Here is a 13,807-nt window from a genome sequence, read left to right as displayed (position 1 = left end):
AATGGAAATGATTAAAACCAATAATCCAACGATGCTACAGCTCAAAAGTTTAATGACTGTCACATACGGATTTTCTCGGTGGCATGTTGCCTGCGCTGTTGAAGCGTACCGCGATGAGCCATCGATTAACCCCACATCAGCCTCGTATATCTATGCTGGACGGGCCATGAAGCAAGGCATCAAAGATGGTGAGATTGATAAATTGCATAACGGTGGCCGCTATTATTGCTTCGTGGAGGTGAAGCCGTGAAATTTAAATGTACAGGCAAGTGGAACGGTGAACCATTCGAGCGGGTTACTGAGGCAGAAGACGAAGCTGATTGCTACGGGCATTGGCACTGGTGGGCGGCAATGGGTGAAGCCACTATCACTGATTTTGTTATGGAGGTATGCGCAGATGAGCAACCGTCAGCAGTTTGAAAAACGTTGTCACTACGTAGGCGGTCTTGATTTAACCCGCCTCGGCAACGGTTACGCCAGTTATAGAACAGACTTAGGCTGGACGTGGTGGCAAGCGGCAATAAAAACGCCGGTTAAGCTCCCTCCCATGATAGATATCGAAGGGCTTGAGGGTGAGGATCTGAACGCCGCGAACCATTTCAACGCCGCCATTGCTATGTGCTCTATAGCGATCCGGCAGGCGGGCTATACGTCAGAGTGTTCACCAGTGTTTTACCCTGCAGATAAGCAAGGCGGCTAATTATGATTACATGTGAATTATTAACAATTGAACGGGTAGAAAAGGCTGTAGGGTATGACCGCACAACCATCTACCTGCGCATCAAAGAAGGGACATTCCCAAAACCAGTTAAAGACGGGCGCAACTCTCGTTGGCCGTCAACGGTGATTCAGGAATGGATTGATAACCTTATTGTGGAGAATCAGAAGCAAGCAGGCCAGTAACCCACTGGCCCCACTCTTCCATTAACTGCCGTCTCTCTGGCATGTACTCGGCGTGATTGTATGCGGCTGACACACGGTTTTTTTCAACGTGTGCTAGCTGCCGCTCGATAACTTCATGCCGATATCCCATTTCATGCAACCTGGTTGAAGCTGTAGCGCGGAAATCGTGAGTTGTTATCACCGTACGAGCGTATCCCAACTGCACAATAGCCCTATTTAAAGTGGATGCTCCCATGTAAGTGTTGTTTAGCCTGGTATTGGGGAACAACCAACGCCTATTACCCGTAATTTTCTTCAATTCATTTAGCAGGGATATTACTGGGGCCGACAATGGCACCCTATGCATTCGCCCCATTTTCATTAGTTCCGGGGGAATAACCCATTCCGCATTATCAAAATCAATATGTGACCATTCAGCCGAACGTAATTCAGCTTGTCTAACAAATACTAGCGGTAAGATTCTTAGCGCTATAATAGTCGCTTGGTTACCGGTGGAGCTATCAAGACGCAAATAATAATCACGTAACTCATCACCAGTGAGCGGTCTAGAATGTTCGGTTTTAGGGACTATAATAGCCCCCCTTAATGCCGCGGCCGGATCGGAGTCTGCGCGTAATGTCGCTACGCCATAGCAAAAAACAGCAGAGCACCACTGCCGTACTTTAACCGCTACGGATTTAGCGCCCCGACTCTCAAGGTCTCTAATTATTTTTAATATATGAGAGGCGTTAATTTCCCGCATAGGCATAGCGCCAATAGCGGGGAAAATATCGTTATACATAAAACCAGTGATCTGATTTTTTGAATTTTTGGCCCAATGCTCCCCTTTTTTATCCAACCATTCTTTTGCCACTATTTCGAATGTATTGGCGTTCTCAGCTTTTGCGATATCCCGCTCAACTGCCTTGGCTTCCTTGGGGGCGATGCCGTTTTTTACCTGCTCCCTAGCCCACTCACGCAATCGACGAGCTTCGGCCAACGATACGGCAGGGTAACTCCCGATAGTGTAGCGTCCGTCCTTTGTAGGCGTGATCCAGTAGCGATAACGCCATGTCTTTACACCCGAGGGGCGCACATCCAAGTACAGGCCGTTACCATCCTGCAATTGATAGGCTTTTTCTTGAGGTTTAGCGTTGCGGGCTTTGGTATCAGTTAACTTCATGAGGCCACCGGATAACCGTTTATTTATCCGGTAGCTTGTCCGGTTTATTATTCGCTGTCAATCAATGTTGTTAGATGCCAATAAACACAAAGCCCCGCAATAGCGAGGCCTTGACAGATTTATTCGATGTTAACGGATTCTATTAAACATCAAAGTTTATTCCGCAGCAAAATGGTTATCCAACAAAGCCTGACATGAAGGCGGCAATGGTGGGGGTAAGGTTTTACCCGGTTTAGCACTCGGTTGATGGGGCTGGAACCAGCTTTCCAGTTCTGCACCACAACCATCCCCCGCAGGAGGCGTGTCTTGATCCAAACACTCCAGGCTATCTGCCGGGCAGCGCAATCTTACATGCATATGTGCACGATGGCCGAACCACGGGCGCACTTTATGCAACCAATTACGATCCGTTCCGGCATCCAGACACAGTTGCTTTTTAATCGCCGGATTGACGAAAATACGCGTCACTTCGTTATCGTTAGCCGCTAACTTGATAAGGCTCTCGACCTGAGGTTGCCACAGTGCGGGGACGACCCGTTTGCCGTCGGCTGCCACCAAATCAACAGGTTGCGGTTTCAGCAATTGCTGTTGGCTCCAGCGCTGTACTGGCAGTTGTAACCAGATATCCACATCCAGACCAGATTGATGGCTGGCATGCCCACTACTAAAGCGCCCACCGGCGGGCATTGCCATATCGCCAATCAATACCGTTCCCAAGCGATGTTGCTCAGCCTGCGCACTCAGACGGTGGATAAAGTTCAGTAAATCAGGATGACCGAAATAACGGCGCTGATCCGGGCGCATCACCTGATAATCTGCCGATTGGAGCGGCAAAGGCATTGCACCAATAACGCAGCCGTTGGCAAAACCACCAATCGACTGTGGAGAACCTGCAACCGGGTTGGCTATCTGTTGCCATGGCGTCGCCGCCATGACCGGGGCTATAGCGGTGAGTGCTACGGTAGCGGCAAGTGCCACTGCACCCACAATCCATTTGTTCATTGTGCCTACCAGCGCGGAACGTCGGAAACCACATCACCGCACTGTGCACGCTGGCGCAGCAAGTGATCCATTAACACAATAGCCATCATGGCCTCAGCAATAGGGACGGCGCGAATACCGACACAAGGGTCATGGCGACCACGGGTAACCATCTCAACCGCCTCACCCTGCCGGTTAATGGTTTGCCCTGGTACCATAATGCTGGATGTCGGTTTCAAGGCGATATGGGCCACAACCGGTTGCCCGCTGCTGATGCCGCCTAAAATGCCCCCGGCATGATTGCTCTGGAAACCTTGTGGGGTAATCTCATCACGGTTTTCACTACCACGCTTAGTAACAACAGCAAAACCATCACCGATTTCCACCCCTTTCACCGCATTGATACTCATCAGCGCATGGGCCAAATCTGCATCTAAACGGTCAAATACTGGCTCACCCAAACCAACCGGCACGTGTTCAGCGACCACGGTAATTTTGGCTCCAATAGAGTCACCGGCTTTTTTCAGTTCACGCATCAGCGCATCCAGCGGCTCCAACTTACTGGCATCTGGACAGAAGAACGGATTTTGTTCAACCAAATCCCAATCAATCAAATCACAACTAATATCGCCAATTTGTGCCAGATAGCCACGCACCTGCACCCCGAATTTCTGCGCCAGATACTTTTTAGCAATGGCACCGGCGGCAACACGCATCGCGGTTTCACGGGCTGAAGAACGGCCCCCTCCCCGATAGTCACGCACGCCGTATTTTTGTTCGTAGGTATAGTCAGCATGGCCTGGGCGGAAGACATCTTTAATCGTGCTGTAATCCTGTGACCGCTGGTCAGTATTCTCAATCATCAACCCGATGCTGGTACCGGTGGTTACTCCCTCAAACACGCCAGATAAAATACGCACCTGATCCGGCTCGCGGCGTTGAGTGGTATAGCGTGAGGTACCCGGGCGACGCCGGTCGAGATCCAACTGAATGTCAGCTTCAGTGATTGGAATGCCCGGCGGGACGCCATCAATAATACACCCCAAGGCGATGCCGTGAGATTCACCAAAAGTGGTGACGCGGAAAAACTGCCCAATACTGTTGCCAGCCATCACGGCTCCTTACCATTTAGTCATAAACAATCTGCCAGCATGATATTTATCACACTGACAGACTTTATAAGCAGAGATCGATTAATCGCGGTACATACTAAAATGCGGAGCGCAGTCAATCAGTTGCTGTTTGGTCAGCATAAATACGCCATCACCGCCGTTGTCGAACTCCAGCCAGGTGAAAGGCACATCAGGATATATGTCCATCAAATGCACCATGCTGTTGCCCACTTCGCAAATCAACACGCCATCATCTTGCAAGAAGTCCGGGGCGCAAGCCAGAATACGGCGAGCCAGTTTCAAGCCATCGCTGCCAGCAGCCAACCCAAGTTCAGGCTCGAAGCGGAACTCCTGCGGTAAGTCGGCCATATCTTCGGCATCAACATACGGTGGATTAGTGACAATCAAGTCATATTTGATTGGCGGTAAATCACGGAACAGGTCAGAGCGAATCGGTGTGACCTGATGTTCCATCTCATGCTGTTGAATATTATGTTCAGTTACTGCCAGAACATCATTAGAGATATCAACAGCATCCACTTCAGCGTCTGGGAAGGCATAGGCACAAGCAATAGCAATACAACCACTACCGGTACACATATCCAGAATATGCTTAGGCTGGTGTCTGATCAGACCATCAAAGCTGTTATTAATCAATTCAGCTATCGGTGAACGTGGCACCAATACACGCTCATCAACATAATATTCCATACCGCAGAACCAAGCTTTATTGGTCAGATAAGCAACCGGAATTCGCTCGTTAACCCGGCGGATCACCCGTTCGACAATACGGTGCCGCTCGCTCGACGTCAGGCGCGCACTGCGCATATCCTCAGGGATATCTATCGGTAAAAATAGGCTTGGGAAAACCAGTTGTACTGCTTCGTCCCACGGATTATCAGTACCGTGACCATAAAAAATATTGGCCGCATTAAACCGGCTAACTGCCCAGCGCAGCATATCCTGAATGGTGTGCAGCTCATTTACTGCTTCATCGACGAAAATCTTGTCCAAGGTATTCTCCAACAACGGTGCGAAAAATCATTATCTATCCCCTAGTTTGCCATGAAGCCCGCGACAAATCAGCAGCAATACATCAGTTGAATGATAACCGAATAATGAAAAGCACATTAACATTGAAAATTGTATGGATAACCGCTTGATTGCGAGAACAGCCAATACACCTACACCTTGAAATATGACGACATACCTATACCCAATAGATTTCGAGGCGTAGGAAGGCGGCAACCGAGATAATCCCGATGAGCTTACACAAGTAAGTGATTCGGGTAAGCGAGGGCAGCCAACACACCTACACCTTGAAATATGACGGGTATAGACATTTATTTAGACAGATGACGTTCAACAGGTAAACTGGAGGTAATCAAATAAGTACAACGAACTGATGATGAAAAATAAATATCACCTCACGACTGATGATTTACAGCTATTTAAGGAGTCAATAGTTGGGGCGAAGAAGCTGAAACAAGATACGATTGTTCTGCATACACCGCCCAAGTTGGGCAAAAGAATCGCACCGGAAAAATTACTGCAAGAGCAGGTTGATGCCAGTTATTATTTTTCCGATGAATTCCAACCGCAGTTGGATTACGACGGTCCCACCCGCTATGTGCGGCCTGGCGTTGATCATTTTGAAGTTAAAAAGCTGCGGCGCGGTGATTACTCGCCCGATATGTTTTTGGATTTACACGGATTAACCCAGAAACAGGCCAAACAGGAGTTGGGCGCACTGATTGCTGCCTGTAAGCGGGAGCATGTGCATTGTGCCTGCGTGATGCATGGCCACGGCAAACATGTTCTGAAGCAGCAAACCCCTTTGTGGCTGGCGCAGCACCCTGATGTGCTGGCATTCCATCAAGCCCCTAAAGATTGGGGTGGGACTGCGGCATTACTGGTCTTAATTGAGTTAGAAGAATAGACGCGAAATACGGTTTGACAGAAAAACAAAGGCGCGACAGAGATGCCGCGCCGATTGAATATTCACTAACACTGTTTTAACCGTGGCAAGTCTTTGCCAACAGTTGTGACGGGCTGACCTGCCAATCAAGTGTCCCCTTCCCGGTATCACCATTAAGATCAACACAGGCGATTGCCGAGGTGGCAAACATTGGTGGGCATTGCCCTGGACAAAGCTCAGAAACCAGATACCCGACCAGCGGCAAGTGCGAAATGACCAGCACTGCGGCACAATCTTCTTTTGCCAATGCCTGCAAATAGCAGCAGACAAAAGCGGCATCCCCACCCGGCGTTAATTCTGGCATCACTTCCTGCTCTGCCGGTAGCGTAATCACCTCACGCGCGACGTCTAATGTTTGCGCTGCGCGTAGATAAGGGCTAACCAAAATCTGATCGATATCAACAGACTGCTCGCTTAGCCAGCTTGCTATCTGACGTGACTCATCCTGACCACACAGAGTAAGAGGCCGTTGTGCATCACTTGCTGCATCAAGGGCCGCGTCACCGTGACGCATAATGAAAACTTGCATATTGCACCGTTTTTGTTAACAAAATAACGCTATACAGAAACGCTTTGCGTGCTGTACCGCCGAAACCTTTGCCATGGGCAAAGAAACTTCATAACGATAACGCGCCGTCTCTCTATGGCGGCCGGGCATTTTGCCTGAAACTTAAGGTAAAGAAAATGGCTGCTTTTTACACCGAGCATACCGGCAGCCAACCTTGAATGGTTACATAATAACCATATCAACAGCTTAATCTAAACTTTATCACCTGCGCAATAAGTGCCTATTAATACATTTTGGCACGAATAGTCACTTAACGTGATTCTGGTTAAGGTAGCGCGGGTTGCCCCCGGTGTACAGCCACCTAATCCCTTAGAATTGCAGGTGGTGATCCTGCTCACACTCTTAAGAATAGGTGTTAGTCGGCCGCCTGTTTAGTGGAAAAATGCGACCAAGCCCCGTGAGCAATACCCTTTTGCAAACTCAGCGCTCTTCGCCAGGCACCTCATCTGGATTACGTTCCTGCGGGTAAAACGTCTGTTGCTGTTCGGCCATGCTCACCAGCAGTTGGCAAGGTTCAAAACGTTCGCCGTATTGTTGTGCCAACAATCTGAGTGTTTTCACGACCTTCTCCACCCCCAGACTATCCAGATAGCGGAAAGGCCCCCCGAGGAATGGCGGGAAGCCGATGCCAAACACAGCACCAATATCACCATCGCGTGGGTTACGAATTATCGATTCATCCAGACAACGTGCTGCTTCATTCAACATCATCATGGTACAACGCTGTGCTATCACCGAGGACTCGATATGGGCTTTCGGCGTCACACCCAGCAAGACATAAACACTGGTATCGACTTGTTTATCCTGTTTTTTCTTCCAGTTAATACCTTTGGTTGCTGCCGGATAGAGATAAAAGCCACGGCCATTTTTACGCCCTTTCCGTCCATCCTTCAAGATGACATCAAATGATGGAGGTGCAGCAAAACGCGGCCCTAGTTGCTCAACCAGAATCGGCATGATTTTGGTACCTACATCAATACCAACTTCATCCAACAGTGTGATCGGCCCAACCGGGAAGCCAAAATTCACCAACGCTTTGTCAACAGAATCGATAGGTTCACCGTCCAGTACACAGCGAGCAGCTTCGTTGATATATGGAGCCAGAATTCGGTTTACATAAAACCCAGCGCAATCAGCCACGACAATAGCTGTTTTACCTTGTTTACGCGCCAAAGCTACTGTGGTTGCGATAGTTTCTTCGCTGGTTTTTGCATGAGGAATCACTTCAACCAGCGGCATTTTATCTACCGGGCTAAAGTAGTGCAGGCCGATCACCTGTTCTGGTCGCTGTGCCTGCGCAGCAATTTGGCTTATCGGCAATGAGGAGGTATTGGAGGCAAAAATGGTATGTGCTGCGCCAAAACGTTCGATATCAGCAACCATTTGCTGCTTCAATGATAAATCTTCAAATACAGCTTCAACTACGATATCAACCGAGTCAAAACCGCAATAATCTGTGCTGCCGGAAATCAGCATCATCTGGCGCTGCCGTTCAGCCGGGCGCATACGCTTACTGCGAACCCGCTTGCCTAAGGCATCCCAAGTGTATTTTAGCGCCTGATTAATCCCTTGCGGATTAATATCTTTGATACGTACCGGCAAGCCTGCGCGAGTGGCCGTTACATTGGCAATTCCGCCCCCCATCAAACCGCCACCCAAGACCCCAACACGATGAATAGCACGAGGCTGCGCTGTACCACCGGTCTCCTTTTTCAGTGATGTTGTGGCAAAGAACAAGCTACGCAAAGCAGATGACTGGGGAGACATGGCCAGATCACCAAAGGCTCTGGCTTCCGCTTCATAACCACTGGGGCCACCGTAGTCCAATCCTTTACGCACCACATCAATAATGCGCTCCGCCGCCGGATAATGGCCCTTGGTCTGCGCCAGCGTTTTTTTACGCACAATCTTAAACAGTAATGCTTTACCCAATGGGCCGCTAAGTAGACGTTCCTGCCAAGGTAAAACTGGCCTATCGAGCCAACCCGCTTTGGCCCGTTTGACCGCCACATCTAACAAGATATCGAGGGGCACCGCATCGTCCACCAGCCCCATCTTAAGCGCCTGGCGCGCACGGACTTGTCTGCCGGTAAGAATCATATCCAGTGCTTTGCTGACACCAATCAACCGCGGCAAGCGTTGTGTACCACCCGATCCGGGCAACAGACCCAGTTGAACCTCTGGCAAACCGAGTACCGTTTTGTCATCTAGCGAACAGATGCGACTATGGCACGCTAGCGCCAGCTCCAAACCACCGCCCAGGCAAGCACCATGGATAGCAGCCACCACCGGTATGGGGAATGCAGCGATCTGCGCTAGAACAGATTGCCCTTTCTGTGCCAATACACGCGCATCGTGCGCGGTACGGCAAGCGGCAATCATGGTGATATCAGCACCTGCAATAAAAGAGTCTGGCTTGCCAGAAATAATAACCAGCCCCTGCAATTGTGATAAAGCCTGCGCTTGTTGCAGTATCTCGGCAATTTGCTCTGCAAATTCAGCCTTTAAGGTATTCACTTTGTCACCAATAACATCAATGGTGATCACACCGATATTGTCTGGCCGCACATTGAGGGTAAAGACCGAATCGGTTGGGGTACGGCTATCCCCTGAGGCTGTTTCACTACCGCTGTTAAGTAAATTTTCCTGACCCATTACTCCACCTCCAAAATCATCGCGGCACCCAACCCACCGGCAGCACATGCCGTCGTTAGCCCTAATCCTCCGCCACGGCGACGCAATTCATTTAATGTTTGGGTAATCATCCGGGCGCCTGTGGCCGCAAAGGGGTGACCGTAGGCAATCGAACCACCCAATACGTTGAATTTGCTCATATCAACTTCACCAATAGCCTGGCTACGACCCAATTTTTCACGCGCGAAAGTATCACTGGCAAACATTTTCAGGTTAGCCAGTGTTTGTGCCGCAAATGCTTCATGCATATCGATAAGGGTCAAATCAGCCAGCGTGATGCCGGCACGGTCTAGTGCCAGTGGCGTGGCATAAGATGGGCCTAGCAGCATATCTTGCCAGACATCGATGGCGGAAAAGGCGAAACTGCGCAGATAACCCAACGGTTGCAAACCTAACTCTTTTGCTTTCGCTTCACTCATCATCATCACGGCTGCGGCACCGTCCGTCAAAGGGGTGCTGTTGGCCGCCGTGACACTGCCATGTTGGCGATCGAATGCGGGGCGTAACTTGGCATATTGCGCCATAGTGGAATCTTTGCGGATATTGTTATCTTCGGTAATAGCATCACGGTAAGGCGGGATATAAGCCGTCATCACCTCATCGTGTAATAACCCTTGCTGCCAGGCAATCGCTGCCATTTGGTGCGATCGTAGCGCCAGAGCATCCTGATCTTCACGGCTGATACCATAGGTTTTTGCCATCTGCTCTGCGGTATCCCCCATGCGCAAGCCGGTAGAGTATTCAGCCACTGCCGGGGCAACAGGAAGCAAATCGCGTAACTTTAAGCGGCTGAACAACTTCAGGCGCTGGGAGAGGGTTCGCGCTTTATTAACATCAACCAAGGTTCGCGCCAGTGCTTTACTGACACCAATTGGCAGCACGGAAGAGGAATCGGCACCACCGGCTATCGCCACCGTGACTGAGCCTGCAATAATACTTTCTGCCACATTGGCTACCGCCTGAAAACTGGTGGCGCACGCGCGTGAGACACTGTAAGCATCGGTATGCACACTCATGCCGGTACCCAACACGATTTCACGGGCAATATTTGGCGCTTCAGGCATCTGCACCACTTGACCGAATACGAGTTGATCAATTAACTCAGGAGCAACGCCACTTCTGGCCAGCAACTCACTGACCACAATTTTGCCTAAGTCGACGGCCGGTACGCCATGATAAGCAGTTGCTTGCTTGGCAAAAGGGGTCCGCAGGCCGCTGACGATTGCAATGCGATCGCCCTGGCGCGTCACTAGCGGTAATGGCTTACTCATAAACGCTCCTGATAAATAGAGTGGCTTTTAGTTAAGCATAACAAATAACAGGTCTGACCTGATCTAATTATTTTTAACCAAAAATTTACATTTGGTAAACCTACAGAACAGGAAAGTGAGAGCAGGAGCAACTTTTAGCGACAAAATCGTGGGAAAGATGAATTGGGGATGGGGAAGAATGATGAATCTAACGCAATAAATTTACAGAGGAAATTAGACAAAAATAAACGCGAAGCAAAAGGCTTCGCGTTAGAGATCGGTTCAACTTACCTGAGTTGCGGTGACTACCGGCATGAATTAACGCAGACCCAGCTGGAAAATCATGGTTTCTGCCTGGCAGGCAAAAGTAAAGTCGATGGTTAAACAAACACCGCCGTCCTTCTCTTCCAATTTATGCTCAATCAAGCAAGGTTCTGACTCAACAGCACGCGCTTTTTCGGTCAGCGATTTCAGCATCGCTTCAGCTTCAGTACGGTTGTCAAACACACAACTGTAAGAGGCCGTGCAATCAGTATTATCCATTATAGTACCAACATCTATACAGCAGCAGGCAGCAGTTTCTTCCGCACTACAGCGATTAATTGCATCTGACATCTTCAATTCTCCTCAACGGACATTTCAAAATAGGTGCAAATTGCCAATTCGTTAGTGCAAATAGCACAAAAAGGCATGGCGCAAAAAAAATATTTTCTCTGTCATTATTTTACTACCGTCGGTCACTTGGCACTAGGACTTACTGTTTATAGGCTTATTAAGTGATAAAGGTCACAGTCAAATTGTATGCTCATTCATTGATAATGTAATAATTGATACTAAATTGTGAGTTTTTTGTTAACTGCGTCTATTTTTTGCAATCAAAACTGAACAAATCCCAAAACATACTTGCAACACTGACACAGGTCGGACCTATACTTCAGCCACTGGTCTGCTTTGTCTGACCGATAACGGACCCTACAATCCCGCATTCTCTTGTTACGGTGTGTAACATTAATTAAAACAATGAGGTTTTGGTCATGAACCAGAAAAACCTGTTTACCCGATCAGCTCTGGCAGCTGCAGTGGCAATCATATCGTCGAACGTTTCTGCGGCTGGCTTCCAGTTGAATGAATATTCAGCCGCTGCATTGGGGCGTTCTTTCTCTGGTGAAGGCGCCGTTGCCGACAACGCATCAGTTGGTAGCCGTAACCCCGCAGCAATGACTTTGTTCGACCGCCCTTCTTTCTCTGGCGGCTTTGTTTATGTTGATCCTGACGTCAATATTAGTGGGACATCCCCCATTTCAGGCAGAAGTACCGATGCCAATAACATCGCGCCTTCAGAGTGGATCCCAAATATCCACTTTATTATGCCACTGAATGAGCAATGGGCAATTGGTGCCTCTGGTACCTCAAACTACGGTTTGGCTACTGAATTCAATGACGACTATCCTGCGGGTTCCCTTGGCGGTCAGACTGATCTGAAAACCGCCAACCTGAACCTGAGTACCGCGTATCGCCTGAATGAAAACTTCAGTTTCGGCCTGGGCTTTAATGCAGTGTACGCCGATGCGAAGATTGTACGCCATCTCGGTGAAGTTGGTCCGTTATCGGGTCGCCCTGCTAATACCGAAGTTACCCGTATGGAAGGTAAAGAGTGGGGGTATGGTTGGAATGCGGGCGTGCTGTATGAAGTTGATAAGGAAAACCGTTATAGCTTCACTTACCGCTCAAAAGTGAAAATCGACTTTGATGGCGATTTCAGCAACCAACTGCCACCACCAAGAGGCACTGGCGGTAATACGATCCCGGGTGCTTTAACTCTGAACCTACCAGAAGTCTGGGAAGTGTCCGGCTATAACAAAGTGGCACCACAGTGGGCCATTCACTACAGCATGGCCTACACCAGTTGGAGTCAGTTCCAAGAACTGAAAGCAACCGGCACTAATGGCCAGACACTGTTTGAAAAACATGAAGGCTTCCATGATGCTTACCGTATCGCGCTGGGTACCACTTATTATCACGATGATAATTGGACCTTCCGTACCGGTATTGCCTTCGATGACAGCCCGGTTCCGGCAGATAACCGCACTATCTCAATTCCAGACCAAGACCGTTTCTGGATCAGTGCGGGTACTACCTACGCCTTCAACAAAGATGCCTCAGTGGATGTTGGTATTTCCTATATGCATGGCCAAAGCGTGCATATTACTGAAAAAACACCAGCGGCAGTGGGCGGCACTACTTATCAGTTCGACTCTAAAGGTACGGCACTGCTGTACGGCGTGAACTTTAACTACGCGTTCTAATCAGCGGATACTGGCAATTCCTTTGCCCATAAAAAAGCGCCTTTCGGCGCTTTTTTATTATTCGAATCAGGTATCAGAATCAGTTGGCTGAATCGATACTGTCCAAATCACCCTGAATAGCTTGTGCATTCGAATTGACTTCCGGTTTCAACTGCCCGCCGTTCGCCAGGAAATCATGACGTTGGAAGTAGGCATCGCGCACCATCAGATAAGGATCTGACGAGTTACGCAGCAACCCATCGGAATCCAATAGCTGAGCACGGGTTTCAATCCCTTCTACCATCCATTTACCTGCCGACATCCAGAACGTGAGATAGCTCAACACCGGATAAACGTAATCAGCCGCATTCCCCCCATCCTCACGAATGGTGAAGCTGCCATAGCCCGGTAACACTACATACGGGCCGTAACCAACATTATAATGGCCCAGTGTACTGCCAAAGCGGTGAGGGACTTGTTTAGCCAGCTTAGGGTTAGCCATACTCGCCACATCTATCAAGCCACCCATGCCCAAAATAGTATTCAGGAAGAAGCGGTTAAAGTGCTTCATGCCATTATACGGGTCACCCACCAAGAAGCTGTTGACCATACTGGCTGGCTCTTCAAGGTTACTCAGGAAGTTACTTGTGCCGTTACGTGCAGGTTGTGGCACGTAATCACGCCAAACTACGGCTACCGGGCGCACCACGTAAGGATCAAGAACCTCATAGTTAAAATTGAACATTGCCCGGTTAAAACCTTCCAGCGGATCTGAGCGGCCCTGCTCCATATGATCCGGCGAGCTACTGGCACACCCTACTAATAGCACGGTGGCAAAAGCCAGCACAGTCAGGCGGTAGTTCATAATCTTCTC

At 49.2% G+C, this 13,807-nt stretch carries 15 protein-coding genes; 6 read left to right on the top strand and 9 right to left on the bottom strand.

What is annotated here, in order from left to right:
* The first annotated feature begins 1 nt into the window (after position 1).
* The 4 genes from V2A84_RS03245 to V2A84_RS03230 are packed head-to-tail and all read left to right on the top strand — an operon-like array spanning position 2 to position 903.
* Positions 2-250, top strand: a complete 249-nt coding sequence (locus tag V2A84_RS03245; RefSeq protein ID WP_174634856.1) for a hypothetical protein — start codon at positions 2-4, stop codon at positions 248-250.
* Positions 247-420, top strand: coding sequence for a hypothetical protein (locus V2A84_RS03240; RefSeq protein WP_442820655.1), 174 nt, complete (start codon positions 247-249; stop codon positions 418-420). The genes V2A84_RS03245 and V2A84_RS03240 overlap by 4 nt, the downstream gene beginning before the upstream one ends.
* Positions 398-700, top strand: coding sequence for a hypothetical protein (locus tag V2A84_RS03235; protein ID WP_442820654.1), 303 nt, complete (start codon positions 398-400; stop codon positions 698-700). Before V2A84_RS03240 ends, V2A84_RS03235 begins: the two co-directional genes overlap by 23 nt.
* Before the next feature lie 2 nt (positions 701-702).
* Positions 703-903, top strand: coding sequence for a helix-turn-helix transcriptional regulator (locus V2A84_RS03230; RefSeq protein ID WP_025377636.1), 201 nt, complete (start codon positions 703-705; stop codon positions 901-903).
* Here the strand turns inward: V2A84_RS03230 and V2A84_RS03225 are convergent.
* From V2A84_RS03225 to prmB, 4 genes are all read right to left on the bottom strand, one after another.
* The gene (locus tag V2A84_RS03225; protein WP_442820653.1) at positions 869-2,065 is read right to left on the bottom strand and encodes a tyrosine-type recombinase/integrase; all 1,197 of its coding nucleotides are present in this window, start codon (positions 2,063-2,065) and stop codon (positions 869-871) included. The genes V2A84_RS03230 and V2A84_RS03225 overlap by 35 nt on opposite strands.
* Before the next feature lie 156 nt (positions 2,066-2,221).
* Positions 2,222-3,067 carry a penicillin-insensitive murein endopeptidase gene (mepA, locus tag V2A84_RS03220; protein WP_420072863.1) on the bottom strand — a complete coding sequence of 282 codons (846 nt, stop codon included), beginning with the start codon at positions 3,065-3,067 and terminating at the stop codon, positions 2,222-2,224.
* Between the two features lie 5 nt (positions 3,068-3,072).
* The gene (gene aroC / locus V2A84_RS03215; RefSeq protein WP_005183428.1) at positions 3,073-4,158 is read right to left on the bottom strand and encodes a chorismate synthase; all 1,086 of its coding nucleotides are present in this window, start codon (positions 4,156-4,158) and stop codon (positions 3,073-3,075) included.
* A gap of 81 nt (positions 4,159-4,239) precedes the next feature.
* Positions 4,240-5,172, bottom strand: a complete 933-nt coding sequence (prmB, locus tag V2A84_RS03210; RefSeq protein WP_050084895.1) for a 50S ribosomal protein L3 N(5)-glutamine methyltransferase — start codon at positions 5,170-5,172, stop codon at positions 4,240-4,242.
* Between the two features lie 394 nt (positions 5,173-5,566).
* Between prmB and smrB the strand changes: the two genes are divergently transcribed.
* Positions 5,567-6,097, top strand: a complete 531-nt coding sequence (smrB, locus tag V2A84_RS03205) for an endonuclease SmrB (RefSeq protein WP_083163530.1) — start codon at positions 5,567-5,569, stop codon at positions 6,095-6,097.
* Between the two features lie 76 nt (positions 6,098-6,173).
* Here the strand turns inward: smrB and sixA are convergent, their stop codons facing one another.
* From sixA to V2A84_RS03185, 4 genes are all read right to left on the bottom strand, one after another.
* Positions 6,174-6,665, bottom strand: coding sequence for a phosphohistidine phosphatase SixA (gene sixA, locus V2A84_RS03200; RefSeq protein WP_083158212.1), 492 nt, complete (start codon positions 6,663-6,665; stop codon positions 6,174-6,176).
* 459 nt (positions 6,666-7,124) lie between these two features.
* On the bottom strand, positions 7,125-9,359 hold the full coding sequence (fadJ, locus tag V2A84_RS03195; RefSeq protein WP_083158211.1) for a fatty acid oxidation complex subunit alpha FadJ: 2,235 nt from the start codon (positions 9,357-9,359) through the stop codon (positions 7,125-7,127).
* The gene (gene fadI, locus V2A84_RS03190) at positions 9,359-10,669 is read right to left on the bottom strand and encodes an acetyl-CoA C-acyltransferase FadI (RefSeq protein ID WP_083158210.1); all 1,311 of its coding nucleotides are present in this window, start codon (positions 10,667-10,669) and stop codon (positions 9,359-9,361) included. Before fadI ends, fadJ begins: the two co-directional genes overlap by 1 nt.
* Before the next feature lie 297 nt (positions 10,670-10,966).
* On the bottom strand, positions 10,967-11,263 hold the full coding sequence (locus V2A84_RS03185) for a YfcZ/YiiS family protein (RefSeq protein ID WP_083158209.1): 297 nt from the start codon (positions 11,261-11,263) through the stop codon (positions 10,967-10,969).
* 419 nt (positions 11,264-11,682) lie between these two features.
* Here V2A84_RS03185 and fadL point away from each other — a divergent pair, with 419 nt between their 5' ends.
* Complete coding sequence (fadL, locus tag V2A84_RS03180) at positions 11,683-12,954, top strand: long-chain fatty acid transporter FadL (RefSeq protein WP_193784622.1); 1,272 nt, start codon at positions 11,683-11,685, stop codon at positions 12,952-12,954.
* Between the two features lie 79 nt (positions 12,955-13,033).
* Here fadL and mlaA read toward each other — a convergent pair whose 3' ends face one another.
* On the bottom strand, positions 13,034-13,798 hold the full coding sequence (gene mlaA, locus V2A84_RS03175; protein WP_083158207.1) for a phospholipid-binding lipoprotein MlaA: 765 nt from the start codon (positions 13,796-13,798) through the stop codon (positions 13,034-13,036).
* Between the last annotated feature and the right edge of the window lie 9 nt (positions 13,799-13,807).

The sequence above is a fragment of the Yersinia sp. 2553 StPb PI genome (assembly GCF_052217105.1).
Taxonomy (GTDB): Bacteria; Pseudomonadota; Gammaproteobacteria; order Enterobacterales; family Enterobacteriaceae; genus Yersinia; species Yersinia enterocolitica_E.
This window is presented reverse-complemented; position numbering and strand designations above follow the sequence as displayed.